Here is a 26,490-nt window from a genome sequence, read left to right on the forward strand (position 1 = left end):
CCCATTTTGATTGGTGGGCTTTTATGGCTGTAGGTCGAAATCTGATCGATCTGTTTGAACACCGGATAACAAAGAGCCCTTCAACACTATTGCTGAAGGGCCCAAAAAGGGGGGGCAGTCAAATTTTTAACCTCTACATCTTTCAGCCCATGCAAACGCTGCTTCCACAGTAATTATCGGTTGCGCGGATGCCCAAGTTGCTTTGGGTGAAAAAAAAGTGCGCAGTCGCGTATATTTTTGCGCCTGACAAAAAGATCAATAATATTAGATAGTTATAAAAGATTGAGGGGGTCTACATCTATGCCGAACCGGACGTTTCCGGGCAGTGAGCTCTCAATTTTCGGTCGCGCGTTTTTCAGCAATGAGGAAAGGGCTGATGCAGATGGCGCTTTTAAGAGCATCTGCCAGCGATATCGTCCCCGCAGCTTTTCTATGATGGCGGGGGCGGGCCCGAGCAGTTTGATTCCGCTTTCAGAACGGCTTTCCAGAAGCATCTTCTTTATTATCTCCGCGGCAGTCTCGGCGGCCATCCGGGCCTTCTTTTTTTCGGTGGAAGATATTCTTATGTTCGCCAGACGCGTGAAAGGGGGATAGCCGCTCTCAATTCTCTGGGCGATCTCGGCTTCGGCGAATGATGCGCAGTCGTGATTCTTTGCGGAAACCAGGCTCAGGTGCGATGGCTGTCTTGTTTGGATTATTACCCTGCCGGGGCGATTTCTTCTTCCCGCGCGGCCGGCGACCTGCGTGAGAAGCTGGAATGTTCTCTCGGCGGACCGAAAATCTGGTATAGACAAGGAAAGGTCGGCAGAGATTACGCCCACGAGAGTCACATCGGGGAAATCGTGCCCCTTCGTGATCATCTGTGTTCCTATGAGTACGTCGATTTTTCCGCTACGCATGTCATTCAAGATTTTTCTTCGCGTCGATGAGCGCATCACCGTGTCGCTGTCCAGCCTGGCTACTTTTGCTGAAGGGAAAAAATCCGTTATCTCCGCCTCTATGCGCTCCGTTCCGAAGCCTATAGGTGATATCTGGTCGGACCCGCATACGGAGCAGGTGTTTGGGGCGTCTATGCTATAGCCGCAGTAATGGCAATTTAATTTTTCCTTTTTTCCTGAATTTCCGTGAAGCGCCAGTGATATGTCGCAGTTAGGGCATTTGATCACTTCGCCGCAGCCTGCGCACTGTATGAGGCTTGCGAAACCCCGTCTTCCGACAAAGAGCATTGTCTGCTCTCCGGAGTTCAATGTCTTTTCTATTGCGTCATAGAGCTCTGGGGAGAGGGCGCAGAGTTCGCGCTTCTTGCGATTCCCTTCACTTTTGTTGCGATCTTCTCTTTTCTGTTTAGCTCTCATGTCGACGATGGTGATCTCTGGGAGTCTGGAGAAGTTTGCACGGCTATTCATCTCGAGTTTGGAATACTTTCCCGCCTTTACATTATAGAGGCTTTCCAAGGATGGCGTGGCGCTTCCCAGTATCGCCACAGCCCCTTCCAGCTTTGCGCGCATAACTGCTGCGTCGCGCGCGTTGTATTGAAAGCCGTCGTCCTGTTTGAATGATGGGTCGTGCTCCTCGTCGACGACTATCACTCCGAGTCTTTCAAGGGGAGCGAAGAGCGCTGAACGAGTTCCGATGACGACCTTGGCTTTTCCGTCTCTTATGCGCAGCCACTGCTCGTGCCTTTGTGCGTCGGTGAGCCCGGAATGGTACACGGCAACATCATCCTTGAATTTTGCGACGGCTCTGGAAGTCAACTGCGGAGTCAACCCTATTTCCGGGACCAGCAGGAGAGCGGTCCTCCCTTTAGAGACCATCTCTCCAAAGATTTCCAAATAGACCTCTGTCTTGCCGCTTCCTGTTATTCCGTGAAGGAGGAATACCCTAGATTCCCCATCAGAAGATGATCTTATTATCTCGGCAGAGGCGGCCGCCTGCTCACGATTTAGCGTGGAGATGCCGCCCTCGGGCCTTATCTCATGTGGGGAGGAGGCGCGTGTCGTCTTCGGCGAATTGCTTTTGAGCATCCTGGATGGAAGTGCGCATCTCACTACTTCCCCTATCGGAGCGCAGTAGTATGAAGACATCCATTCTGCGAGTTTGAGCATAGCCGTCGAAAATGACGGTTTCTGATCCAGTACGGATGATATTTTTTTGATCTTGGCAGGGGGAATGCCGGGGGTTGGGTCGTCCGATGTAGCAAAGCAAAGCCCTATCCTTTTTTTTCCTCTGAATTCGACCTCGACTCTCATTCCAGGGGAGATATTTTGAGCGTCGTCGAAGGAGTAGGTGAATAGCTTGAAGACCGGCGATTGTATGGCTATGTCCGCGTATTTCATCGCTATACCGGTCTATATCATCGCCGGATTGTTCGCAAGGGCTTGATATCGTCGTGCCTGGCGTGTAGGTTAATTGCACGAAAGGGGGTTTTATGGGATCCAGGAAAAAGGTGGCTGTGATTTTAGCAGGTTGTGGCAGGCTCGATGGCACTGAAATAAGCGAGGCGGTGTGTACGCTGCTTTCGATAGACCTCCTGGGGGCTGAAGCCGTATGTGCTGCGCCTCGAGGTGAATTTGAAGTGATACACCCCATTTCAGATAATCCCATGGGCGAGAAGAGGGAAATGCTTTTGGAAAGCGCTAGGATATCTAGGGGAAAAATTTCTGACATTGAAGCTCTAAATCCGGAAAAGATCGATGCAGCTGTGATTCCAGGGGGAAGAGGGATCGGCATCAACCTCTGTAATCTGAATGTAAAAGGCGCCTCCTGCGATATGAATCCCGGGTTTCAGAAGTTTTTGACGGAGATGCACAAAATGGGCAAACCTCTTTGCGGAATATGCCTTGGCACGGTAATTCTTGCGAGATCGCTGCATTTGATGGGAATAACAGCCGGGATAACTACAGGCGGAAAGGGTTTTTTTGCCAAGATGGTGGAATCCATGGGTCATACCCATATAGAGTGCAGCCCAAGTTCATGCGTATCCGATGACAAGTCGAGGATCGTGACCACCCCTGCATTCATGAACGCTTCTTCGTTGTCCGAGACGTGGCTCGGAATCCAGAAAGCTGTTTCAGCGCTGATGGAGTTTGCACGGTGAAAATCAAGATTATCAGCATTGGCAAGATCAAATCGAAGCCGGTTACCGAATTGGTCTCGGATTATTTTTCGAGGTTAAAACATTACCATAATGCAAGTTTGAATTCTTTCAGGGACGATTTCTATGCGCTCGGCGAGATATCATCATCGGATTATCTGGTAGTCATGGATGAGCATGGGAAAAAATTAAGCTCCGTCGGTCTCGCCGAATTTATCGAGTCGAGGGCGAATGCATCCACAAAAAACCTCTGCTTTTTCATAGGAGGTCCGGATGGAGTTTCCGATGAGGTGAAGTTCAGGGCAAATTTAATCCTCTCCCTTTCCGATATGACTTTTCCACATGAACTTGCGCAGGCTATGCTTCTCGAGCAGCTCTATCGTGCAAGTTCGATAAACCGGAATGAACCTTATCATAGAACTTGAGGCATCAGAGAATATGGATTCACTTCGCATATCGGAAATTTTTCACGAGATGGCGGTTTTCTCTGAATTGCTGGAGGAGAGCCCGTTCAAGTCGCGCGCATACGAAAAGGCCGCCAGGATAATAGAAAACCTTGGCGACGAGATATTGGAGATCGCTCAAAGGGGCGAGCTCACGAAAGTAGATGGAATAGGCGAAAAGATCGCTTCCAAAATAAAAGAAATTATAGAGACAGGAGAGCTGGAGAGCCGCAATAAGATGCTCTTGTCGATTCCCGATGGAGTCCTTGAGATGCTAAAGATCCCCAGTTTGGGACCTAAACGGGTGAGGGGCCTTTGGAAGGATTACGGCATATCCTCGGTCGCATCTCTCAAGCTCGTCTGCGATCGACACGGCCTTGCAAAGATACCAGGATACGGGGCAAAAATGGAGCGCAATATCCTCGCAGGAATTGCGATGCTCAGGAAAAATGCGGGCAAGTGGCTTCTTTCAGAGGCGTGGGAGTTTGCATCCGATATAGCCAAGTCGATAGGTTCTTGGGATGAGGTCGAATCGGTAAAAGTGGCCGGAAGCCTGAGGAGGCGCAAGGAACTCGTGAAAGATGTCGATCTCGTCGTAGCAACGCAAAATCCTAAAGCGGTGATGAAAAAATTTGTTTCACTTCCTTTCGTCGAAAGAGTTATACAGCATGGCGATACTAAATCTGAGGTGATCCTCGATTCAGGAATTCAGTGTGATCTCAGGGCTGTTTCTCCTTCGGAGTATCCTTTTGCGCTTCATCACTTCACTGGTTCTAAGGAACACAACTTAAAAATGAGATCCATTGCCAAAGATTCTGGCATGAAACTGAATGAGTACGGAATTTTCAAGGGCAGCTCAAAGAAGGCTCTTCCGTGCAAGGACGAGGCTGAGATATTTAAAACGCTGAGCCTTGATTATATACCTCCAGAACTGAGAGAAGACATGGGGGAAATAGAGGCCGCTTCCCACGGCGCGCTTCCAAAACTGATAGAGGAGGACGACCTGAAAGGGGTCCTGCATGTTCACAGCAACTATTCCGACGGCGTAAATTCTATATCCGAACTGAAATATGAAAGCGAAAGGCTAGGGTATGAATATCTACTGATCTGTGATCACAGCAAATCCCTTGCCATAGCCAATGGCATGGATGAAAAAGATGTTGTCAGGCAGCACCAGGAAATAGACAGGCTCAATATGGGGAAGGGTGGATGCAGAGTTTTAAAAGGGATCGAGGCAGATATTCTCGGTGATGGCTCGGTTGATTTCGATGGAGATATGTTATCTGCGTTCGACATCGTCATCGCTTCGGTGCACAGCAAATTCAAGATGGATAAAACTGAAATGACGGATCGAATAATAAGGGCGATAGAAAATCCCGACGTCGATATCATAGGGCATCCTAGCGGAAGACTTCTACTATCGAGGGAGCCGTATCAAATAGATACCAGGAAAATAATAGACGCAGCATCCGCTAACGGAAAGGCGATTGAAATAAATAGCCACCCGCAGAGGTTGGATCTCGACTGGAGATGGATTATGTATGCGCGAAAAAAGAAGGTTAAGCTTGCGATAGGTGTAGATGCCCATGACACTTTCGGTCTTTCTCTCGCCAAGTACGGCATATGGATTGCCAGGAAGGGGTGGCTTGAGAAGGATGACGTCATCAACTCGATGGCCATAAAGGACTTTTTGAAACGGTATTCAATAAAATAGACGAGTCTTCTTGACAGGATATGCTGCCGGCTATAGCTTCACGCGATATTTTTTGAAGGAGGATCGATGGCAAATCGTGACGGTAAATTTTTTGAAAATTCAAAGGGGTGTTACTACGTCGATTCACAATGTATAGGCTGCAATATGTGCGTTGAAACGGCGTCCGGAAATTTCATCATGCATGAAAGCGGCAGCTATGCTTATGTAAATAAACAGCCAACCAGCGCCGAGGAAGAAAAACTTTGTGCGGAGGCTGTGAGATCATGCCCGGTCGAAGCTATAGGAGATGATGGCGAAGGATATTGAAAGGGTGTCGGCTTGGCGGTATTTGAAATATCGTTCTTATTCTTATTCTTATTTTTTACGTTTCGTTCTTTTGTATTTGGGAAGATTTATCCCCTTCATAAAGAAGGGGCTTGGCTCTGCGATTTCAAGCGCCGGTTTTTTTGATGCCGGAATTGAAAGGGTCGTCTCATTTTTTGGCTCTATAGCGAATTTTCTGAGCATTTCCAGAAAAGACGGTTCGTTTTGAATTTTAAAAAAGTCATCGCTGACGAATATCCACTCTGATGTCTTTTCAGGATCGATCTCATATGCTCTCTGGAGATTTCTCACCGCTTCATCTACGTTTCCGAGTGCGGCGTTGTAAGCGGCCGCGTGTTCAGCCGCGGCGAAATCTCCAAACGTCGCCGCCTGCTCGACCTTTTCGAATATTTTCGATGCTTTTTTGAGATCCCCTGATGCTGCGAAAAGAGCTGCTTCGAGAAGTTTACACTGATCTTTTTGCATTCCCTTTGCTACCCTGCTGGCCTTGGTGTAATTTTTTTTTGCCTCGCTTAAAAATTTATCGCTGCTTACGCCCTCAGCGAGCAGAAAAAGATAGAGATTGTGATATGCAGTTGCTGCCCTGCGATAAGCGTTATATGCGTTGGACTTGGAAGGTTTTTCCGAAGCCTCCATGTACAGAACCTTGGATATTTCACCTTGAATGTATTTGACCTTCATTCCCTGGGGCGATTCTGCAAGTTTGACGGAGGCCCCCTGAAGATCGCCTGCAGCTATCAGTTCTATCGTTTCCTGCGAAATTGTGTGCTGGTTTTTTCCTTCAGCCGACGCATCGCCAACAGATATGCAGGCGATGATTATAAAGATGGGCAAAGATATCCTTTTGATCATTCGCTACTCCGATGAAATTGCGAAGGCCGAGTAATCGCAGCCGGATGGTTTGTGCACTGCGTTTCCGTCCGTCAATATGGCTATCCCGGAAGGTTTTTTGTTCGGAGGTGACCCAAAAAGTTTTTTGTAATCCTCTATGACATCCACCTTTTCGGTTTTCCACGAGTTTGTCTTTTTCAGACCGCTTTCCAAAACCTTTATTTTAAGTTTTCCATCTCTTCTCGTGACGGTTTTCCCGATAGGCAGCTCGGTGCTCCATACGTACTTTATGGCGTTTCCGGTGTATTGTCCGAATATGACGTAGACGCCGCAAGCACTGTCGTTTGTGGCGTCATTCGATTCATTGGCGCCATCCGGCAATTTTGTGGGACGCCAATTCCATGAAAGTTTCGGGTAAGTCTCAGTCTTCCAGTTGAAATTCAAAAATATTTGCTGCGATAGATCGGATGAGTCGTAAGCTCTAATATATCTGACCCCATCCTCTTCGGCGATTTTATAGACCTGGGCCGCCTTGGATCTCTGAAGCGGCCAGGTTCTCCATCTCTTCGGGATGTTGCCTGGAGCGGTTCCGGAAAAATCATCCAGCAGTATCGACCTCCCCTGCGAGTTAATCGTCCCTTCAATCGCAAAAATTGCCACGGCAACCAAAATAATGACTGTCAGTTTTTTCATGGTGCGGATATTCCGCTATTGGGGCACGTCTGTCAATGTTCCTCCATCCTTTGGATGAGTTCTAAAAAATCATCTGCAAGAGGGGATTCATAGCTCTCCAAAAGAAGTGATTTCGGATGTATTATGGCTACCCTGAAGGAGTGCAGCAGATGCCTCCTAGGCTTTAGCGTGTCGAGATCTTTCAGCGAACTGTTCATGTACAGGTCGTCCCCTGAAATGGGGTGGCCGATGCTGGCCATGTGAGCTCTTATCTGATGTCGCACCCCGGTCTTTATCGAAATTTCGCATAGAGTATAACTGGTGTTTTTTAGTTTGAAATTTCTCAGAGGTTTTACGGTAGTCGTTGCAGCCCTAGCCGCGAATTTTTCGGCCTCAGATTTAGAATTGCATACCAGCATCTTCTTTTTTTTGCGCGGATGGTGAGCGATTGGCTTGTTTAAAAGAATCTCATCTTCGATCGTTCCTATGCACAGCGCCAGATATACTTTGTCAAAATTTTCTGCGGCGGTGACATTCCTTCGCAGCATTTTGAGAGTGGCAGTATTCCTCGCCGCTATGATGAGCCCTGAAGTTTCGTTGTCGAGCCTTTGGATGAGTCCCGCCTCGAGTTTTCCCTGCGGCAGATCGGCTTGGGAGGGAAAATTGTCTAATATCCATGATGCCAGTGTCCCTTTTTCACCTGATTTCAGTGACACTGAGGGCATTCCGGGGGGCTTCGATATTACGATGATGAAGGCGTCATTATGAATTATCGACGGTTCGAGGATTTTTTTCATCTGGGGATGGCGTCCTTTTTGTCACACGGGAATGAGAGGCATTTCAACTAATCGATAATCCTTATAGAATTATTTCGAGAGCTAAGGTGTAAGTCTGTTGAGTAGCCTCGGGAAGGGGATGGTTTCGCGGATATGATGTGTGCCACATATCCATCCGACGAGACGCTCCAGCCCGTATCCGAATCCTGAATGTGGAACGCTTCCGAATTTGCGCAGGTCGAGATACCATTCGAATGCCTTCACCGGTAGGCCGTGTTCTTTGATTCTAGAAAGAAGCACTTCGTATTCATCTTCGCGCTGCGAGCCACCGATAATTTCTCCAAACCCTTCCGGGGCGAGCATGTCGGCGCAAAGGGCTAGATGTGGCTCGTTTGGATCGCGCTTCATGTAGAAGGCTTTTACCTCAGCCGGGTATTTTTCTATGAAGATAGGACGATCCATATCCTTGGTAAGAAGCGTTTCGTCATCCCCTCCCAGATCATCATTTTCTTTGATGTCGCTTCCCATAGAGCGCAGTTTTTTAACTGCGTCGGCGTGCGTCATCCTGTGAAAAGGGAGTTGAACCGATTCGAGCTTTGAGATGTCGCGTTCCAAAATGGCGAGCTCCTCTCGGCGATTCTCAAGGCATCTTTTGACGATGTGATATACGAGCTGTTCCTGAATCTCGAGGTTGTTTTTATGATCGCAGAATGCCATTTCGGCGTCCATCATCCAGAATTCGGTGAGATGCCTTCTGGTTTTACTCTTCTCCGCCCTGAAAACTGGTCCGAAGTCGAAAACCCTGCCGAGGCTCATGATCGCCGCCTCTAGATACAGCTGTCCGGATTGCGACAGATACGCCTTGCCGAGGTCGAAATATTTGACTTCGAAAAGTGTAGTGGTCCCTTCGCAGGCCGCAGGAGTTAGGATAGGCGAGTCGATCTTCGTGAAGCCGTTGTTAGCGAACCATTCATAGGTTCCGTTTATTACCTCGTTCCTGACCTTCTGAATCGCCCACTGTTTTTTGGAACGTAGCCACAGGTGTCGCACGTCGAGAAGAAAATCGGGGCCGTGTTCCTTTTTTCCGATGGGATACTCGGGAGCTATCTGCACGATTTCGATGTCAGAGATATGAAGCTCATATTCATCCTTTTTGGGATGCTTCGAAACTTTTCCGGTGATTATGGCGGAGCTCTCAAGGGTCAGATTGCGTGCGTCGTTCCAGGTTTTTTCCGAGACATCTGGGTGATGAACTATCCCCTGTACGAAACCGGATCCGTCGCGGATCTGCAAAAATGTAATTTTGCCTGAGCTCCTCAGATTATAGATCCAACCCTTGATGGTGACTGTACTGTCTATGTATCTTGAAATATCGCTGATGAAAATATCCATTTTTTCCTCACATCATCAGAAGGTTTCTCTCGATAACTTCCTCGATAAAATTTGAAACGCCGTTTTTAAATTCACGGTGTCCGTAGTATATGTTCGCTTTGAGAAAGCCGAGAGGATCGCCGGTGTCGAACTGCCTTCCCTCGTATTCGAACGCGACCATCTTCCCCTCTTTGGCTAGGGTGTTCATGCCGTCAGCCAGCTGAATCTCGTTGTTTTTACCCGGAGGGGTTTTTTCGAGAATCTTGAAAAGTTCGGATGGGAAGAGATATCTGCCAACGACCGAAAAATCGGACGGGGCATCTTCCGCCTTTGGTTTTTCGACGACTCCACTGGCGTAGTGATAAGCCCCTTCAGATTTCGCTATATCGTAAACTCCGTATAGGTGGATCTGGTTTCTAGGAGTGTGTTCGGTAGCGTTCACAGCGCAGCCGGTTTTGACGTATGCGTCGATCAACTGCTTGCAGCAAGGAACTTTGCTTTCTATTATGACGTCTGGAAGAATCACGATGAAGGGTTCGTCACCTACGGCTTCCTTAGCACAAAGTATCGCGTGGCCTAGCCCTTTTGGATTGATCTGCATCGTTGTCGTTATATTCACTTTTGAGAGAAGTGAATATAGCCCTGACAACATAGCCTCTTTACCCGCCTCCGCCAGCTTCCTGTCGTAGGAGGTCTTTTTGCTGAAAAATTCCTCGATCTGTTTTTTGTCGGGGGATGATACAAGGATGATCTCTTCTACCCCGGATGAGACCGCCTCCTCTACGACGATCTGAAGCGTGGGTTTGGTTCCTATGGGCAAAAGTTCCTTAGGTACCGATTTCGTGACGGGTAGAAATCTGGTTCCCATTCCGGCCACAGGGATTACGGCCTTGCGGACTTTGGTCATAATTCCTCCGGGATTGAATTTACTGCAAACTAGCACAGGTATTTTTGCTGTAAAGCGGTAAATTGACGCCAACTAGCTATCCATGAGGCACAGCGGGCGGCCGGTTTGAGGATCCTGCATAGTTCTAACCTCGGTTTGAAATGTGGCTGCCAGCCTGTCGGACCTTATGGTTTCTTGCGGAGGTCCATCGGAGATTATCCGGCCATCGCGCATAAGCAGTATTCTGGAGCAAAGCGCAGATGCGAAATTTATGTCGTGTGCTGCGATGATAACCGTCATGCCGAGTTGGTCTCTAAGTTTTGCGATCGTTTTTCTCAGTGCAGAAAGATGTCCTATGTCGAGAAATGTGGTCGGCTCGTCCATGATGAGCGCTTTGGGCTGCTGGGCGATAGCTCTTGCGAGAAAGACGCGTTGGCGTTCACCGCCGGAGAGTTCTGATATATCTCGATTTGCGAGCTCTTCACAGTTGACCATCTTCATGGCACCCAGAGCGGTTTCTATATCTAATTTCGATTCGAAACCAGTTGCCGGAATGTGAGGGGCCCTGCCCATTAATACCGTTTCGAGGGCTGTTATCGAATATGCTATTGAAGGGCTCTGTGCGACAAAGGCTATTTTTTTTGCGCGCTCGCGGCATGTCATTTTGCGATTCGGCTTTCCAAATAGGAGAATTTCACCTGATGATGGCTTCCTATTTCCGGCGATAAGCGAAAGCAGTGTGCTCTTCCCAGCTCCGTTAGGGCCGAGGACCCCCAGCAGTTCGCCGGGCGAGACCGCGAAGGAGACCGTATCTACTGCCATTCTGTTTCCGTAGCTGAATGATATTTCTCGTATATCGAATGCCGTCGTATTTTCAGGCATGGCTCTTCCCCATGTTTTTTCTGAGAAGTATCATGAACAGAGGTGCGCCTATAAGTGCCGTTATTACGCCGACTGGCAGCTCAGTGGCGTAGTCGGAGTTGGAAAGTATCGTTCTTGCGATAGTATCTGCCAAAACCAGAAATGCTGCGCCGGCGATTCCGGAGGCCGGGATCAATAGGCGGTTGTCGGCGCCAAGGGTCAGGCGGACTATGTGCGGCACGAAGAGCCCTACGAAACCTATGAGTCCGGATGCCGCAACGGCCGCCCCAACCATAACCGACGAACATACGAAGACCGCAGCGCGTATCCTGGAAGGATCGACTCCTACCGATCTCGCCTCGTCGTCTCCGAGCATAAGGATGTTCATTCTTCTTGCGAGAAGGGAAAGGATTATGAGCCCTGGAATTACCAGCGCCGCTGTTATCGCTACCAGCCCCAGCCCCATCTCTTCGAGATTTCCTATTAGGAGGAAGAGGATCTGATACGCCTCCTCCATGGTCACCATGGCGTTGATGAAGAGTATCAGCGCAAAGCAGAAGGCGTTGAAGATCACCCCGGTGAGCATCAGTTCGGTGGAGCGAAAGGAACTTCGCACCCTGGAAAACCACATGATTGCTATCATCGAGAGCATTGCGCCTAAAAATGCGGCTCCAGAGATCCATGCGAATGGAAGCCTGAAACCCAGTGCGGCGATGCTGCCTAGTGCAGCGCCTCCTGATACTCCTAGTATGAATGGGTCAGCCAGAGGATTTTTTAGAAGAGTTTGAAATGCTCCACCTGATGAAGCTAGAGCCATCCCGACGATGGCTGCAAGTAGGACCCTCGGGAGCCTCGCTCCCAACAGTATGTCGCTGCCAGCTCCGCCGAGAAGCGCTTCAAAGATATCTACCGATCCGCTGCCATGCGACAGGCCAAAATAAATCGCCGCGAGAAGCAGCACAGTAAGGATCGATATCGAAAACAAAAACTTCTTTTTTGTAAGGTACGATTTCATCTTTCTCCGTGTATAACCCTCGCCAGATTTTCCAGAGCGTCAGGTAGGCGTGGTCCGGGGCGAAAATCGTCAGCGTTCATTATGTATATCCTGCCGCGCTTGTACGCATCGCAATTTTTTATCTTGCTCCACGCCTCTTCCGGGGTGTGCGCCTCGCTTCCCATCGACAGGTCCACTATGAAATCCGGATTCGCTGTTAGTATATCTTCCACCCCTATTCTGGGGTAGGGCACAGAAGATTTCTTCGCGGCGTTTTCAACTCCTATAGATGAAAGGAGCGTGCCCATATACGAGATATCGCCAGCGGCTATGATGGGCCTTCTTCCCCATATTATGAATCCTTTTTTTTGGGGAGCGCTGCTCCACCTCTTTTTGAGTTCAATAAACTCCTTCTTTATTTGAAGCGCAACTGCATCGGCGGATTTTTTCATTCCTATAGTTGCGCCTATTGCCGAGATGGATGAAACGATTTCATCGGGAGTGCTGAATGAAAAAAAACTCGTTTTTATTCCGAGGCTTTCCATTTTTTCGAATGATCTTCTGCTGGAGTTTTCCTCCGAATTCAGGACGACATCCGGGCGCAGCGCGACTATTTTTTCGATCATAGGGCGGGTGTAGTCACCTACGATCTGCGGTCTATTTTCCAGAGCTTCCAGTTCGCAGTATTTCGTCGCCCCGACGATCATATCTCCGGCTCCTATCGCGATCAGTGTGTCAGTGATCACCGGCTTCAGCGATACGATTCGCTTCGGCATCTCGTCGTTCGAAAATAGGTTTTGCGAAGAGAGGGAAGCTATAATCACGAATGTGATTAACACCCCTTCCTTGATTTTCATTTCAGTTCATCCCTGAGAGATCAACCTCATATATAGCACCGCCCATCGATGCATCGGTCGCCGTTTGATATAATACTCCGTCAAATATCGTAGCGGGGCCGGGGTTTGCAGGGAGTTTTGTTTCTACGGTTCCATCCCATCCATCTTCGGCGGTGTTGAAAAAGATTACTTTGCCTGTGCTGCCAAAGAGGCCGAAATCCGATGCCGCTGCGACATTTCCGAAAATCTGCAGGGATGATATGAAACTTTCAACTTCGCCAAGCTCCAGTTTGAAAATCCTATCTCCGCTTTGTGCGTCAATCCCCGCCACCGCGTTCGAAGGCTTTTGCAGGCCTACGAGGATGGCTCCATCCTGCGATATTGGCATCTCAGGGCTTATTATTCCTGTGAGAGGTCTTCTATCGTCAGATGCCATCGTGTGCGATATTTTATCTCCAGAGGGGAATGAAAATATATCAACCGAAAGTTGCGTTTTTTGGTTGGGGTTAAATCCGTTTGAACAGAGAACAGCCAGCTTGTCTGAATCCATGGGTGCTACAGCGGTCGGGTTGATCCCTCCCGTGTAGTATGCAGTTGATGCGTCATGGACTACCGCTCCGAAACCATCGTATGGGAAGCAGATCAGAGTCCCTTCGTTGTGAGTGCTCTTTAATGGGTCCATGTCGATATGATCCATATTGGATGTCACGATGCAAACGTTGTCCTTTATAAGGGCAGCTCCCGAGGGCATGTTGGGTAGAAAAGCGAGAGGCTTTCCATTTTTATCGGCGATATATTCTTTCGAGAAAATGACTTCATCAGATATCTTTCGACTGACATCGTTTATCAGGACGAATCCATCAGGAGAGGATCTCGTTATAAGGTGATATCCGCCGGAAAGTATCACGTGGTTCGATGGGCGACCGTCGAACTCTTCGAACGATTTCCATGGGGAATTAACACCCCCTATCAGCGACCTTTCCTGCAGAGAACCCTTGGTTGTTTCGCAGGTGACAAATACCTTCTGTGACTCATCATCTATTCTGATGCTTGCAGGAAAACCGCATGGCAATTCGGAAAACAGATTTGCCATGGGTGGAGTTGGAGCTGCTGGTTTAGTTATCTCGGTTAATCCGTCTAAATAATCGATGATGTCGCCAAACGATATCTCTTTTGAAACTTCCGAAGTTTCCGCGTGGGTTACCAGTTCGTCTCTGATTTTGTCTGTCGGGTCCTGATGGTGAGACAGATCCATAGGTCGGTCAACGTCTGTGACAGCATCGACTTCCTTATCGATAACATCGTTTTTTACCGGGCGCGGTGCTGGTGAACATCCCCAAAGAAAACCTGCTGATAACATAACTCCTCCTTTTTAGTTTTGGATTTCTCCGTTTACGACCGATATGGCGTCGAGATCGAAGCCGGCTACCGGTTTTGATCCCGTGCTCTTGCGGTCTTTGATTTTTATGTAACGAGCCCGTGCGACTCCGATTTCCGACAGATCGAATGCATTGCCTCCCGCGAGGTCAGGATCGAAGGGGCTTATTCCGTTTTTGGAATTTGAATATACCGGCATCGATCCGGCGCATCCATCGTATGGGTAAGCGGATGTGTCGCATGGGAATGCCTTGAAATTTATTCCGTCTGCGCTGACTTCAACCGATGCCAGTTCAGCGAAGGGGGCGTTTTCATCCCCTCCGATATAGAATGCGTTTTCAAATATTATGAAATCAGCGCCGGGGCCGTCTACCGCGTGGCAATTGCCGAGGTCCAGCGTGATACTGCCGTTTTTGCCCAGGCTTAAAACATCCAGGCCTCCTGCGAGCGCGCCATTTCCCTGTGGCGGGCCAAGGACAATATCTGGAAATTTATCCTGCCCAAACCCCGCATCGTATCCGTATTTGACCGATCTGACTGCCTGTGCAAATCCCTGACAGGAATCTCCGTCATTTCCTTCCGGGGGGGGCGGAGGGTCGAAGCTTTCGCTATCCCCAGATTGTTCGTTCGGCAGATATCTCTTTGCAGGTGCATCGCTATAAACTGCCACGAGCGTCCCCGGATATCCGGTAAGGATGAAGAGATCGGGCCCTTCGTAGTCGATTCCTCTGGTGCCGGGGCGGACCGCGATCGGGCCTGCTCCGGTGTTTGCACCGGTGGGATTTTCCGTGGTTACTTCGGAGGAATAGCCTACAACTATCGGGTCCTTCACTTCAGGGTTTGCAATATCGGATATGTCGACCGGATAAACAGCGCTTTTTTCAAAGCTTGCTATGAAGATGTGGCTATTGTCCTGAGAGAGCTTTACATCCGTCATATAGTCGCTTTCATCCGTTATCATCAGCGGGTTATTTTTTCCTCTAAGGACGGAGATATTTATGAGGTCTATCTCATAGACTTCTCCAAACGCAGATGACCCGACAAATGCCAGAGATCCGTCTATGGTCACGGCCGCAGCATGAAATGATGCAGCAACCTGTCCAAGCGGGATGCTTCCGGTTATCTCCATCGTTTCCGGGTCGGCGATATCTATTACGGAATCGGTTGCAGGAACTGATTCCGCATTTATGATATTGATGACGCCGGAATTTGTTATTATCAATTCTTCTCCATTTCGCACCGAGAGCCCCGTTGGGTTAAATGCGCTCGTGACTATTATACCTGCGTCGATCATCGATCCGCCCGACTTAATATCGAACGCTCGAACGATTCCTGGAGCGGCAACAGCCGGGTTTGTGGTGTTGATGTAATTCGACATGGCTACAAATATCCTGTCGCCGATTCTTGCTATTCCGGATGGAAAATTCGGAGTTATCTTCTCATCCGACGAAGTTCCGTCCGAGTTTCTATGGTCTTTCCCTATTTCCACATCCGAAAGGAGATTTGTCCTAGAGTGGACTCTTCCGGTTTTAGGGCTGAAGCGTATCAACGAATTCGAGGTGGTCAAGAACGCATCATCCTGGGATGAAATCAGCAGCTTCGAGGGGATTCCGGATCCATTCGGCGATATCAATCCTTGAAATTTCGAGGACACCTTCATCGTGTCGGCATTTATATCCACGGCTATTACTCCTGCAGGGGATGATGTGCTCACTATGAACGCGGTCGAATCCATCCCTTTGATATCCGGTATTACGATGTCGGATGGAAAATCGCTGGATAAAATAAATGATGGCGGCGCGAGAGATTCATCTTCATTTGGAGGAGGCCTGCTCTCTATCTCGCTGCTCCCGCAGGCGATCAAAAGCGTAAAAAAGATCACCGGTAAAATTCGAATATTCTTTTTCATTCGATATCTCCTATATCCCTGCTCCGAGAGTTACCCAGTAACTCCTGCGAGGGAGAGGAAATCCCCTTGCATCGTATATCTGCACGTTGGTCACGTCCCTGACCTCGGCGGTAGCAAAGAAATGCTTTGCGAATTTCACAGTGGTTCCCAGATCTATTGCTGTATGCTGCGAGATCCAAACCGTGTTTGATGTATTGGATGGAAAGGATCCGATGTAGTGCAGCGTGCCGAAAAGGATCACTGGTTTTATCGTTCCGCGTACGCCTACGTTCAACTTGTGTTCAGGCCTTCCCGGCAATCTAAGCCTTCCTCCGGCGAATTTTGCATCCATCCATGAATAGTTTGCTTCCAGGTGAAGCTGCTTAACAGGATCCATGCTGATGCCAACCTCGACGCCATTCGTGATGGCCTTGTTCGTATTGACAGGCTCGATCGTAGTGGCGGAGATCGGTACGAAGATGATCTGATTCTCGATTCGATTCTGAAAAAAGGAAAATTCGAGGCTCACGTACTTTGGGCCTATTATGAATCCGGCATCGAAGTTTAGTGAATGTTCGTCTTTCAGTCGCGGGTTTCCACGCAGATACCCCTGGTCTGGATAGTACAGTTCGGAAAAATTTGGGTATCGGTATGCGGTCTGGACGTTTGATTTTAGAGTCAGCCATGGCAGCGGTTTCCCCGACAATCCGACGCGCCAGCTCGCCCGAAATTTCCTGGAGGTTGCCTTCTCCAGACGTATCTGAGGAGATAGTATAAGCCTGTCGCCGAGAAATCCGACCACCTCTTCCAGAAAAAATGTGCCGGTATTCCGGGTATGGCTTCCCATGGTAGGGGTGGATGGTATCGGCGAGAGATCTTTTGCGTGATCGAATCTGTATTGTCCTCTTGCGGTGGATGCTAAATTTATACTGCGCCACGATGCGATGTGCATGACCTGCGCGTGCGCCTCCGGCGTGTAGCTTATGTAGGTCACGTCTATAGGATTTCCTATTGCAGGAGTGGGGTCCTTGAAATGGTCGTCATCGAAGAAGAATGTCGCGCCGCTTTGAAAGGAGAGCGGATCCATGAAAAATTTTTCAATTTCAAAGAGTACGTTAGATGTGTTTCGAAATATCTCCTGTTTGGCTTCCAGAGGATTTGTCGGGCTAAGCAGGGTGGTTTCTTCCTCCATCCCGGGAACTTCTCTATTCGTCCAGAAAAAGTCATTTGCTAGCGATATCTTCGTATTTTCAGAAAGCCTGATCCTTCCTTTGACGAGTACATTTTCGGCTATCGAACGGTTGTTTTCACGAGTCAGCGTCCTTGAAGCGCCGATTCTTCCTCCTGCCATGTTTACCGCCGCAGTTTTGAAGGTGAAGTCTCCCGCGGTAGACCTGTGGCTGTGCGCTAGAGTCATATCTCCGTTTTTAAATGGTTCCGACCAGGATTCGGCGGTCTTGAGAGTTAGGAAGGATCCTCCGGTCAGCTTTACATCGATGGAACGCTTGTCATGTGCTTCTTTGGTGACGATGTTGATCACCCCGCCTATGGCGTCGGTGCCGAAGCGCGCCGACGTCGCTCCGCGTATAACCTCGATTCGTTCTATGGCATCTAGAGGGATTGTGGAAAAATCCACTGCGCCGAAGGTGGAAGAGTTGAGCCTGACACCATCGACAAAAACCGCAACCTGCTCCGCTGATGAGCCTCGTATAGATACGGTAGAGAGTTGTCCTTCGCCGCCGAGATTTGTCACGTCGACTCCGAGAGTTTCAGAGAGGATCTCTGAGGTGGTCTTCGACTGGTCGAAGTATTTGTCAGGTTTTATGATTGTAGCGAATGAGCCGGTGCTTTCGAGAGATTCGTATTCGTTTCTCCCCTTTATCTGGATTTCGCCGATGTCGGCGCTATCGCTTGCCTTCGAGGGCAGAGGTGCGCACAGGAGAAGGATCAAAAAAATAAACCTCCTCCGCTGGAGAAGGTTTTGTGTGAAGCGAGGCTTCATGCGCTCCCTCTTTCCGCGAAGAGTTGCAGCTTGAAAATGCGGCGCAAGGTTTCCTGGCTTCGAGGGGATCTCTTTTTGCCTCGCCTTCCCGCCCCGCGGTAGGCGGGACAGTGACTTGCGGCAGAAGGGTGTTCCTCTTACAGTGGCGGGACCGCGCGGGATTTTCACCCGGCTTCCCTTGAACGTCGAATCAGCAAATTGTGCGGCATCACTAACAGGAAGGGATATCGCTTGTCAATAAAAGCTATTCTCGTTGCTTTTGCCCGCGAAATGAGGTTTGAAGCGCGATATGAAGAAAAGCGGTGAAATGAGTACGACCCTTTGGGATTTCCCCTCCCGGCATATCGGGTCCTCCATTCAGGGGGATGATTCCTATATAGGCGCGACACCGGCCGGAATTATCTGGAATCTTCTCGAGAGATATACGCGGGAAGGGGACCTCGTAGTCGACCCGATGTGCGGAAGCGGCACGACTCTGGATGTAGCCCGCGAACTTTCGAGGCGTGCTCTCGGCTATGATCTCAAACCGTCCCGCAAGGATATCTTTCGCGCTGATGCGAGAAAACTTCCGTTGGAAAACGGGAAGGCGGATTTCATCTTCGTTGATCCTCCGTATTCGACGCACATCGACTATTCGGATGATCCGAGATGTATCGGGAAGCTTTCGGCGTTCGAGGAAAAATATTTCAAGGAGATGGAAAGGGTGATCGCGGAATGCGACAGGATCCTGCGCCCCAAGCGCTGCATGGCCCTTTACGTTTCCGACACATATCAGAAGAAAAAAGGGTTTGTGCCAATCGGATTTCGTCTATTCGAGATGCTTTGCCGGCGCTTTCGGCCGCTTGATGTCGTAGCAGTGGTTAGGCATAACAGGAAACTGAAGCGCGGAAACTGGCATGCCGAGGCGATAAAAGGGAATTTCTACCTGCGCGGCTTCAATTACCTCTTTATAATGAAGAAAGATTGAAGTGTTTAACCTTTTGATATTACTGAATATTGTTGTGAATGTGGCGGGCGTTATGGTGCGGCTCAATTTCCTTGAAAATGTAGGTGCAATCGGTTAGCTTCCGCCGCCATTTGATCGGCGGTACCGTTTTTTGAAATTGGATTCGTATTTTTGTTGTCATCCCCGCATGGTTTTGGCGGGGATCCAAAAACTGCCGTGACTTTTTCGAGGTTCGATGGTCGAAAACAGGAAGTGTTGGAACTGGATTGCTTCGCTTGGCGCTCGCAATGACGGCGAGTGTGTCATCGCGCTATGCTCACCAACGGTTTAGTGGCGGGCAATGCTGGCTCCGCCATTAATGCGTCGGCAGGTGCTCGATTTGACAGCAGCTTTTTGTGGGCGCATAACTCAGCGGAAGAGTGCGATCCTCACACGGTCGAAGTCGCAGGTTCAAACCCTGCTGCGCCCACAAAAAGCTGCGCCAAATCGGGAGTTCAAACCCAGCAACGCCCACAGTAGGACAGGGAGTAGGGGTAGAAAAGTGGAATGCCCCCGTAGCTCAGTGGATAGAGTACCTGCCTCCGGAGCAGGTTGCGCAGGTTCGATTCCTGCCGGGGGCGCAGGAGATTTGTTGTGCGGATATCCCCTCTATTTTCCATTTTCTATTTTCGTAAAATGGGAAACAGGAAATTGAAAATGGGCGGAAATTTGTAAAACGGATTTTGGGGCAGTAGCTCAGCTTAAGAGAGCACCACGTTCGTCCCGACGTCCGCATTCCTCCGTAGGCGGGATTTGCGGCGTCGAGGATCCTCGATGTGACTGACAATTTTTTGCTTTACCCCTTATGGGTTGAGAGGGGCACTAGCTCAGTTGGGAGAGCACCACGTTCGCAACGTGGGGGTCGAGGGTTCGAATCCCTTGTGCTCCACTGAGCCCACGAGGGCGTGAAGCGAAAAATTGTGCCACATCGGGACAAGTGGGGGCCAAGGGTTCGAACGAACAAATGTTATGATGCGTGAGGGCGAAGCCCGGAACAAATAGCCCTGATCATCAGAACGAAGTGACAATCCCTTCTACTCCACAAAAAAGAAAAGGGTCGCTGGTTTTTTGGCGGCCCCTTTCTTTTTTGGTGGGGTTGAGGATGAGAACCGCAGCCGCAAGGTTGCCGGTTCCGACGCCCGACCATGTGAGGCGATTCTTTTATTCTTGAATTTTGCAGACTTCAGATCCTCAGATTAAATGCTATTCAAAGATCAAATCCGTACGATTGTCTCTTGTTTTGTACATCTGAACAATTTATTGACGCTTGAAGTCTATAGTGTAAGTAGATCCTATATTGCAGATTTTGGACAAGACCGTAAGAGCCTGTGACAAATCAAATCGGAAATAAAACACAAATAGCGATTGCGTGATGTATTTAATTACGGTAAAATTCCAAAACTGCATAGCCTGGTTTTCTAAATTTTTTAATGGAGATTCTTTTGAGGGATTTGGCAATGAATGGTATTTTCTCATTATAAAAATTATTTACTTGGGATTTGCACTGATCATTATGAGGTACGTAGGCGGTTTGTCCCCCAAGCAGCTTGGAATTACCATTGATCGTAACAAAAAAACTTTTATTTTTTGGTTTGCGTCATCTGTAGGGTTCGCAATTCTGGTGATGTGTTTTTATATTCTTCTTATTAATATCTACTCATATTTTATAGGTGTTATTAATATTAATTTTTTATCCATAGTCGAAACTTTAAATAAATTAAGTTCGTATGATATAATCAACCATTTCTTTATATCACCTATATTTGAAGAAATATTTTTTCGAGCAATTCTTTGTTCGGTTTTTGCGTATTTATGCGGGTGGAACGTTTCTTTTATTGTTGTTACGAATGGGTTGTTATTTAGTATCGCACATTTTTACTATGGGAACCCAGATCCGGCCAATCTAGTCGGAGGTTATTTTCTCGCGTGGTCTTTTTGTATAAGTCGTTCTGTAATTACGCCGATAATGTTTCATATCATAGGTAATGCTCTTTGTTTTTTTCCAAATATTATAAGCACGTTTTACCCAACGCTAATCTTGGATGTAACTTCAAAGCTTAATTTTTTCTAGTTATCCAGGGGCACATACCGTTTGTGTCCCCGAAAAAGCTTCTAAATATCAAATAGTTGCTTGTTTTAAGAGGGGCGGCTCCTCTCTTTTGGGGACGCTTACCGTTTGTCTCCCCCGAAAGTGTTTGCGAAATTGGGTATCTGCAAGTATGCCTGCCGCCCGATGAAAACAGTCGATAATGCAATAAGGGGCGAGATCACCCGCCGCAAGACCTTCGCGATAATTTCGCATCCCGATGCCGGAAAGACAACCGTCACCGAGAAGCTGCTCCTTTTTGGGAACGCCATCCAGATGGCGGGTACCGTCAAGGCGAAGCGATCTGCGCAGTTCGCCACCTCCGATTGGATGGAGATAGAAAAACAGCGCGGCATTTCAGTCACCTCTGCGGTGATGCAGTTTTCGTATGCCAATCACGAGATCAATCTTCTCGATACCCCTGGCCACGCCGATTTCAGCGAGGATACATACCGAGTTCTTACGGCCGTCGACAGCGCGCTGATGGTCATCGATGCCGCAAAGGGAATCGAGGCGCAGACTAAAAAACTTTTTCAGGTCTGCCGAGATCGCCACATGCCGATCATGACGTTGATGAACAAGATGGATCGCGAGGGGCGAAATCCATTCGATCTGATCGATGAACTTGAGAATCAGCTCCATCTTTCATGCACGGTCATGACCTGGCCAATAGGCCAGGGGCGCGATTTTCGCGGTGTGTACGATCTCAAGGAGAAATGCATCAGGCTCTTCAGGCCGGGAGTGAAGGATCTTCACGAAGGGGATGACTTGAGGCTCGTTCGCGACCTCGATGATACGGAACTGAAAAAGCTCGTCGGCGAAGATGCAATTGCGAAGCTCAAAGATGATCTCGAGCTGATCGAAGGGGCGGGGCACGGGTTTGACGAGAAGGGATATCTATCCGGAAAACTCACCCCCGTCTTTTTCGGATCCGCCATAAATAACTTTGGAATAAGGGAGCTCCTCGAAGCATTTGTGAATTACGCCCCATCGCCGCTTCCGAGGCCGGCTGAAACTCGTGTCGTTGATCCGTTCGAGGGGAATTTTTCAGGGCTTATATTCAAGATTCAGGCGAATATGGATCCCAACCACAGGGACCGCATTGCATTCTTGAGAATCTGCGCCGGCGAATTCATCCAGGGGATGTCGGTCTATCACGTTCGTGCTGGCAAGGAATTTCGAATAAAAAATGCGCTGCAGTTCATGTCTCAAAAACGCAGCAACATCGATAGGGCGTACGCCGGAGATATCATAGGAATACACGACCGTGGCAATCTCATGATAGGGGATGCGCTGACGATGGGCGAAGATCTGAAGTTCACAGGAATTCCGCAGTTTTCTCCCGACAGGTTCAGCCTTGTGACGCTGAAAAATCCGATCAAGGTGAAGCAGCTTCACAAAGGACTCGGGCAGCTAGCGGAGGAAGGCAGTTCGCAGCTTTTTCGTAGGAAATACAACTCGGACATCATAATAGGTGTCGTCGGTCAGCTGCAGTTCGAGGTCGTGAAATTCAGGCTGCTAAACGAATATGGCGCGGATGCTATATTTCATCCCATGAATTATACGTGTTCCAGATGGTATCGTTCGGCCGATAGAAAAAAGCGGGAGGCATTCGAAAACTATTACCGCGACCACATAGTCTATGATGCCCGCGGCTATCCTATGATACTCTTTAAAAGCGAATGGGAGCTGGGATATATTCAGGAAAAGCATCCTGAAATCAGCTTCTATTCAAGCCTTATAAATTACGAGCAGGAATGTTCTGAAAAAGCCGATACCTAATTTGGGAGGGTTATGGCGAAAATTCACAAAACTCATCCGCTGAGGCAGATATTTTGGGCAGCAGCGATAGCCGCTGTATCGGTAATTCTGCTCCTCTCTCTTTCCAAGACCAAGCTGTTCAGGATTACCGAGTTAAAAACATATGATCTGCGAATGTCACTTCTGAGAAGCGGGCGCGCTGTTCCGGAAAACGTGGTCATGTTCTATGTGGACGAGCCATCGCTTCGTCACATGGAGTCTCAAGGGGTGAGCTGGCCGTGGCCCCGCGAACTCTATTCGATGGCGCTCGATTTCTGCAAGCGTGGCGGTGCGCGTGCCGCTGTTTTCGATATTTTCTTTTCTGAGGACTCGGTTTACGGCGTCGAAGATGATGAGGCTTTTACCTTCGGAATAAAGAGTGGACCGCCATCATATTTTGTTCTCTTCCTGTCTAAAAATAAGGCAGAAATTACGCCTGTCGGAGAGATTGCGATTTCCAAAACAGACATTCCATTTCAAAGCGATCTCCCTCCATGGGTGTTAAAAAGTAATTCAATAAGTTCGCTGCCGATACCCGGAGTTGCTGAGTCGGCCTCTGGTTTCGGAAACGCCCAGGTTCCTCCCGATGAGGACGGGATCTATAGAAGGATATCTCTGATAGATGCTATGGATTCTCATGCCATTCCTGCAATTTCTCTGAAAGTGGTCAGCGATGTGAGAGGGGTCGGGAATATCGAGTGGCTGCAGAGAAAAAATATCAAAATGGATGGCAGGAATCTGCCGCTCGATTCCGACGGCATGATGATGATCAACTATTATGGGGGTACCGATACATTTCCAAATTATCCGCTTGCTGGAATTATTTCCTCCGCATTTCAAGTGGCAAACGGAGATGATCCTCAAATTTCCCCCGAAGTTGTGAAGGACAAGATCGTGATCTTCGGCCTCGCTGCTCCGGGACTTTACGACATGAAGCCATCTCCTATATCGCGCGTATATCCAGGCCCGGAGGTGCACGCAACTGTCATAGAAAATTTGATGCGAGGAGATTTCATGCGGCCTTTTCGGGCGCATGCTGATTTTGTAGTGGTATTTTTGTCGGCTGCCATCGCATCTCTTGGCCTTACATGGATAGCGACATCTTGGGGAATAGCGATATTCATAGCCATCGTGCTTTGCTCTATAGCGGGTTCCTCCTTTCTGCTTTTTGCGAACGGTATTTGGATGCCGGTTGTCACACCGTTTCTTGCCGCTTCGTTTTCGTCATTTGCGATGATATTGAAAAATTATCTCACCGAGGGAAGGCGTAGGCGCGAGATAAAGTCGGCCTTCAAACAGTATCTCTCCCCCGAGGTCGTATCGGAGATATCCAAGGACCCCGAAAGTTTGCGACTGGGGGGAGAGGAAAAAATCGTCACGCTGTTTTTCTCGGACATAGCGGATTTCACGACGATCTCCGAAAGCACCGAGCCCCCGGCGCTAGTGGCTCAACTCAACGAATATTTTTCATCGACGACGAGAATTATACAGGAAAGCGGAGGGACTCTCGACAAGTACATAGGCGATGCGATCATGGCGTTCTGGGGGGCGCCGCTGCCTATGGATGATCACGCCGCCAAGGCCGCGATCGCTGCGCTTCGAATACAATCGCTTCTTGATAAGGGATCTCCATTTACGACCAGAATCGGCATTCACACTGGACCTGCCGTGGTCGGCAACATAGGGTCGGATATACGGTTCAACTACACCGCTATCGGCGACACCGTGAATCTAGCCTCCCGCCTTGAGGGGCTCAACAAAAAACTGGGAACTCGGATCATGATGAGCGAATCCAGCTTCGAAGCTTCGAAGGATTTTTTGGAAGCGAGAAGGATAGGGGCTGTAAGGGTTAAGGGGCGTTCGAAACCTGTCGGAATATACGAACCTCTCGGTGCTATAGGTGAATCGCATTCCCTTTCCGGCGATCTTCTTTCGATATTCTCCGATGCGCTTTTGCTCTTCGAAGTCGGAAGATTCAGCGAGGCCGCTGCTCTGTTTAACAAAGTTGCGGGAATAACCGGCGATCAGTGCTCAAAAATTTATGTTGGCATTTGCAATCAATATGATTTGAATCCCCCCGAAGGGTTTGATGGAGTTATAAATTTCACTACAAAATAAACGGAGGTTTCTCATGAAGAGACTCTTTTTTGCGGTGATCTTTGTTGTATCTGCTATCGCTGCGACACAGCTCTTTGCGCAGCAGAAGATGACGGTTGAGGTGCGTGAGGTTATGGTGAAGACGAGTCCTAATTATCTCGCCCAGTCTTCGGGAAAGCTCTCCTACGGCACCGAGGTAAATGTCATCGGCGAGGAGGGGAGTTGGATCAGGATTTCTTCACCATCCGGATATCTTCCGAAGAGCTCGGTTACCAAGAAGTCGATTCCCAAAAATCCTGACCAGAAATATGCTGGTGGAAGCGTCAAGCACGACGAGGTGGCGCTGGCCGGAAAGGGTTTCAACCCCCAGGTCGAGGCGCAGTACAAGAAAAACAATGCGCAGATGGCTGTGGCATTTTCAAGCGTAGACAAGATCGAAAAATTAGGATCCAGCGAGGCTGAGCTTCGCGCGTTTCAATCGGCAGGAAAATTGAAGCCAAGATGATTCGTATTAATCCGATCTTTTTGATGCGATGGAAAATTAATTCAGACCAAAAACAAGAGGTGATGGCATGAAAAAGACATTTTTGATAGCAGCCATGCTCATGATTGTTATCCCAGCGATGTCGAGCGCGCAGGACTTGGGGAGAATAATAAGTTCTTCAATCGGAGGAATTCAGCAGATAGCCGAGGCTTCGAAAGACATCACTCCATCCGAGGAGCACTACATCGGGAGGGCGGTGGCCGCCACGATCATTTCCAAATATCCGCTGCTTCAAAATCCGGCGCTCAACAGCTATCTGAACAGGGTGGGATTGCTTGTAGCGGCAGCTTCGGAAAGGCCGGAAACCTATGGTGGGTATCATTTCGCCGTTCTAACTAGCGATGAACCAAACGCTTATGCCTGCCCCGGCGGAATAATTCTGGTGAACCAGGGACTGCTCAAACAAATAAAAAACGAGGATCAGCTCGCGGCGATTCTCGCTCACGAGGTCGCGCACGTCGCTCACAGGCATGGAATCAGAGCGATTAAAAAATCGCGTTGGACCAAATTCGGGTTTTACGTCGCAGGCGAGGTTGGAAGCCAGTACACATCCGACCAGCTTGGCCAGCTTGCGCAGGAGTTTCAAAATGTCGTGATGGATGTTGCGAAGAAAGTCATGGAATCCGGGTACAGCAAGGGAGATGAGAAAGACGCAGATTCAAGCGGGATGCGCTTTGCCTGGGCCGCCGGTTATAATCCCGGCGAGATGATAGAATTCATCGAGGCGGAGGCACAAGCAGGGAAAGGTCATCCTGTCGGCCCATTTTCTTCCCATCCGAAACCAGCTGACAGAGTTGCATCCCTCAAGAGGGAACTTTCAGGGCTTTCTCCGACAGGAAAAACCGAAAAAGTAAGAACTTCGAGATATGTGGCTGCAGTAGGCAATGTGAAATAGTTTCTTGCGGTGAA

21 protein-coding genes, 3 tRNA genes, 1 pseudogene and 1 riboswitch are annotated in these 26,490 nt (G+C 48.9%); of the genes and pseudogenes, 13 read left to right on the forward strand and 12 right to left on the reverse strand.

Annotated elements, in window-relative coordinates:
* Positions 1-272: 272 nt before the first annotated feature.
* Positions 273-2,336 carry a primosomal protein N' gene (gene priA, locus GX659_07445; protein ID NLD28617.1) on the reverse strand — a complete coding sequence of 688 codons (2,064 nt, stop codon included), beginning with the start codon at positions 2,334-2,336 and terminating at the stop codon, positions 273-275.
* A 92-nt stretch (positions 2,337-2,428) separates the two neighbouring features.
* On the opposite strand from priA, the gene elbB reads away from it, so the two are divergent.
* From elbB to GX659_07465, 4 genes are all read left to right on the forward strand, one after another.
* Positions 2,429-3,097 carry an isoprenoid biosynthesis glyoxalase ElbB gene (elbB, locus tag GX659_07450; protein ID NLD28618.1) on the forward strand — a complete coding sequence of 223 codons (669 nt, stop codon included), beginning with the start codon at positions 2,429-2,431 and terminating at the stop codon, positions 3,095-3,097.
* Positions 3,094-3,519 carry a 23S rRNA (pseudouridine(1915)-N(3))-methyltransferase RlmH gene (locus tag GX659_07455; GenBank protein NLD28619.1) on the forward strand — a complete coding sequence of 142 codons (426 nt, stop codon included), beginning with the start codon at positions 3,094-3,096 and terminating at the stop codon, positions 3,517-3,519. The genes elbB and GX659_07455 overlap by 4 nt, the downstream gene beginning before the upstream one ends.
* Before the next feature lie 13 nt (positions 3,520-3,532).
* The gene (polX, locus tag GX659_07460; protein NLD28620.1) at positions 3,533-5,251 is read left to right on the forward strand and encodes a DNA polymerase/3'-5' exonuclease PolX; all 1,719 of its coding nucleotides are present in this window, start codon (positions 3,533-3,535) and stop codon (positions 5,249-5,251) included.
* A gap of 66 nt (positions 5,252-5,317) precedes the next feature.
* Positions 5,318-5,557 carry a ferredoxin gene (locus GX659_07465; GenBank protein ID NLD28621.1) on the forward strand — a complete coding sequence of 80 codons (240 nt, stop codon included), beginning with the start codon at positions 5,318-5,320 and terminating at the stop codon, positions 5,555-5,557.
* Between the two features lie 48 nt (positions 5,558-5,605).
* On the opposite strand, the gene GX659_07470 is transcribed toward GX659_07465, so the two are convergent.
* The 11 genes and pseudogenes from GX659_07470 to GX659_07520 form a co-directional block, all read right to left on the reverse strand.
* A complete protein-coding gene (locus tag GX659_07470) occupies positions 5,606-6,427 on the reverse strand; it encodes a hypothetical protein (protein NLD28622.1) in 822 nt (273 codons plus the stop codon).
* Between the two features lie 3 nt (positions 6,428-6,430).
* On the reverse strand, positions 6,431-7,099 hold the full coding sequence (locus tag GX659_07475; GenBank protein NLD28623.1) for a DUF3047 domain-containing protein: 669 nt from the start codon (positions 7,097-7,099) through the stop codon (positions 6,431-6,433).
* Positions 7,100-7,131: 32 nt separating this feature from the next.
* The gene (locus GX659_07480; GenBank protein NLD28624.1) at positions 7,132-7,875 is read right to left on the reverse strand and encodes an RNA pseudouridine synthase; all 744 of its coding nucleotides are present in this window, start codon (positions 7,873-7,875) and stop codon (positions 7,132-7,134) included.
* A gap of 81 nt (positions 7,876-7,956) precedes the next feature.
* Entirely contained in the window at positions 7,957-9,246 is a 1,290-nt protein-coding gene (gene asnS / locus GX659_07485) for an asparagine--tRNA ligase (protein ID NLD28625.1), read from the reverse strand.
* Positions 9,247-9,253: 7 nt separating this feature from the next.
* A complete protein-coding gene (locus GX659_07490; protein ID NLD28626.1) occupies positions 9,254-10,132 on the reverse strand; it encodes a UTP--glucose-1-phosphate uridylyltransferase in 879 nt (292 codons plus the stop codon).
* A gap of 72 nt (positions 10,133-10,204) precedes the next feature.
* Positions 10,205-10,993, reverse strand: coding sequence for an ABC transporter ATP-binding protein (locus GX659_07495; GenBank protein ID NLD28627.1), 789 nt, complete (start codon positions 10,991-10,993; stop codon positions 10,205-10,207).
* Entirely contained in the window at positions 10,986-11,987 is a 1,002-nt protein-coding gene (locus tag GX659_07500; GenBank protein NLD28628.1) for an iron ABC transporter permease, read from the reverse strand. The genes GX659_07495 and GX659_07500 overlap by 8 nt, the downstream gene beginning before the upstream one ends.
* A complete protein-coding gene (locus tag GX659_07505; protein NLD28629.1) occupies positions 11,984-12,823 on the reverse strand; it encodes an ABC transporter substrate-binding protein in 840 nt (279 codons plus the stop codon). The genes GX659_07500 and GX659_07505 overlap by 4 nt, the downstream gene beginning before the upstream one ends.
* Position 12,824: 1 nt before the next feature.
* Complete coding sequence (locus GX659_07510; protein NLD28630.1) at positions 12,825-14,162, reverse strand: hypothetical protein; 1,338 nt, start codon at positions 14,160-14,162, stop codon at positions 12,825-12,827.
* Positions 14,163-14,174: 12 nt separating this feature from the next.
* Positions 14,175-14,684 (reverse strand): annotated as a pseudogene (locus tag GX659_07515) (hypothetical protein).
* A 1,414-nt stretch (positions 14,685-16,098) separates the two neighbouring features.
* Positions 16,099-18,018, reverse strand: a complete 1,920-nt coding sequence (locus tag GX659_07520; GenBank protein NLD28631.1) for a TonB-dependent receptor — start codon at positions 18,016-18,018, stop codon at positions 16,099-16,101.
* 76 nt (positions 18,019-18,094) lie between these two features.
* Positions 18,095-18,291: riboswitch (cobalamin riboswitch) on the reverse strand.
* Between the two features lie 67 nt (positions 18,292-18,358).
* On the opposite strand from GX659_07520, the gene GX659_07525 reads away from it, so the two are divergent.
* From GX659_07525 to GX659_07565, 9 genes are all read left to right on the forward strand, one after another.
* Positions 18,359-19,036 (forward strand): DNA methylase, encoded by a 678-nt coding sequence (locus GX659_07525; GenBank protein ID NLD28632.1) that lies wholly within the window; start codon positions 18,359-18,361, stop codon positions 19,034-19,036.
* A gap of 376 nt (positions 19,037-19,412) precedes the next feature.
* Positions 19,413-19,484 (forward strand) — tRNA-Val (locus GX659_07530).
* A gap of 79 nt (positions 19,485-19,563) precedes the next feature.
* Positions 19,564-19,635 (forward strand) — tRNA-Arg (locus GX659_07535).
* Between the two features lie 235 nt (positions 19,636-19,870).
* Positions 19,871-19,943 (forward strand) — tRNA-Ala (locus tag GX659_07540).
* A 483-nt stretch (positions 19,944-20,426) separates the two neighbouring features.
* Positions 20,427-21,125, forward strand: a complete 699-nt coding sequence (locus tag GX659_07545) for a CPBP family intramembrane metalloprotease (GenBank protein NLD28633.1) — start codon at positions 20,427-20,429, stop codon at positions 21,123-21,125.
* Between the two features lie 162 nt (positions 21,126-21,287).
* Positions 21,288-22,922, forward strand: coding sequence for a peptide chain release factor 3 (locus GX659_07550; protein NLD28634.1), 1,635 nt, complete (start codon positions 21,288-21,290; stop codon positions 22,920-22,922).
* Positions 22,923-22,934: 12 nt separating this feature from the next.
* On the forward strand, positions 22,935-25,058 hold the full coding sequence (locus tag GX659_07555; protein NLD28635.1) for an adenylate/guanylate cyclase domain-containing protein: 2,124 nt from the start codon (positions 22,935-22,937) through the stop codon (positions 25,056-25,058).
* A gap of 13 nt (positions 25,059-25,071) precedes the next feature.
* Positions 25,072-25,542 carry an SH3 domain-containing protein gene (locus GX659_07560; protein ID NLD28636.1) on the forward strand — a complete coding sequence of 157 codons (471 nt, stop codon included), beginning with the start codon at positions 25,072-25,074 and terminating at the stop codon, positions 25,540-25,542.
* Positions 25,543-25,609: 67 nt separating this feature from the next.
* Positions 25,610-26,476, forward strand: a complete 867-nt coding sequence (locus tag GX659_07565) for a M48 family metalloprotease (protein ID NLD28637.1) — start codon at positions 25,610-25,612, stop codon at positions 26,474-26,476.
* The last annotated feature ends 14 nt before the right edge of the window (positions 26,477-26,490 follow it).

The organism is Myxococcales bacterium (genome assembly GCA_012513515.1).
GTDB lineage: Bacteria > UBA10199 > UBA10199 > 2-02-FULL-44-16 > JAAZCA01 > JAAZCA01.

What these genes read in the sequence shown, in the direction of transcription:
- priA (NLD28617.1), bottom strand. Translation starts at nt 2,336, where the DNA reads ATGAAATACGCGGACATAGCCATACAATCGCCGGTCTTCAAGCTATTC.
- elbB (NLD28618.1), top strand. Translation starts at nt 2,429, where the DNA reads ATGGGATCCAGGAAAAAGGTGGCTGTGATTTTAGCAGGTTGTGGCAGG.
- polX (NLD28620.1), top strand. Translation starts at nt 3,533, where the DNA reads ATGGATTCACTTCGCATATCGGAAATTTTTCACGAGATGGCGGTTTTC.
- GX659_07465 (NLD28621.1), top strand. Translation starts at nt 5,318, where the DNA reads ATGGCAAATCGTGACGGTAAATTTTTTGAAAATTCAAAGGGGTGTTAC.
- GX659_07470 (NLD28622.1), bottom strand. Translation starts at nt 6,427, where the DNA reads ATGATCAAAAGGATATCTTTGCCCATCTTTATAATCATCGCCTGCATA.
- GX659_07475 (NLD28623.1), bottom strand. Translation starts at nt 7,099, where the DNA reads ATGAAAAAACTGACAGTCATTATTTTGGTTGCCGTGGCAATTTTTGCG.
- GX659_07480 (NLD28624.1), bottom strand. Translation starts at nt 7,875, where the DNA reads ATGAAAAAAATCCTCGAACCGTCGATAATTCATAATGACGCCTTCATC.
- asnS (NLD28625.1), bottom strand. Translation starts at nt 9,246, where the DNA reads ATGGATATTTTCATCAGCGATATTTCAAGATACATAGACAGTACAGTC.
- GX659_07490 (NLD28626.1), bottom strand. Translation starts at nt 10,132, where the DNA reads ATGACCAAAGTCCGCAAGGCCGTAATCCCTGTGGCCGGAATGGGAACC.
- GX659_07495 (NLD28627.1), bottom strand. Translation starts at nt 10,993, where the DNA reads ATGCCTGAAAATACGACGGCATTCGATATACGAGAAATATCATTCAGC.
- GX659_07500 (NLD28628.1), bottom strand. Translation starts at nt 11,987, where the DNA reads ATGAAATCGTACCTTACAAAAAAGAAGTTTTTGTTTTCGATATCGATC.
- GX659_07505 (NLD28629.1), bottom strand. Translation starts at nt 12,823, where the DNA reads ATGAAAATCAAGGAAGGGGTGTTAATCACATTCGTGATTATAGCTTCC.
- GX659_07510 (NLD28630.1), bottom strand. Translation starts at nt 14,162, where the DNA reads ATGTTATCAGCAGGTTTTCTTTGGGGATGTTCACCAGCACCGCGCCCG.
- GX659_07525 (NLD28632.1), top strand. Translation starts at nt 18,359, where the DNA reads ATGAAGAAAAGCGGTGAAATGAGTACGACCCTTTGGGATTTCCCCTCC.
- GX659_07545 (NLD28633.1), top strand. Translation starts at nt 20,427, where the DNA reads ATGTATTTAATTACGGTAAAATTCCAAAACTGCATAGCCTGGTTTTCT.
- GX659_07550 (NLD28634.1), top strand. Translation starts at nt 21,288, where the DNA reads ATGAAAACAGTCGATAATGCAATAAGGGGCGAGATCACCCGCCGCAAG.
- GX659_07555 (NLD28635.1), top strand. Translation starts at nt 22,935, where the DNA reads ATGGCGAAAATTCACAAAACTCATCCGCTGAGGCAGATATTTTGGGCA.
- GX659_07560 (NLD28636.1), top strand. Translation starts at nt 25,072, where the DNA reads ATGAAGAGACTCTTTTTTGCGGTGATCTTTGTTGTATCTGCTATCGCT.
- GX659_07565 (NLD28637.1), top strand. Translation starts at nt 25,610, where the DNA reads ATGAAAAAGACATTTTTGATAGCAGCCATGCTCATGATTGTTATCCCA.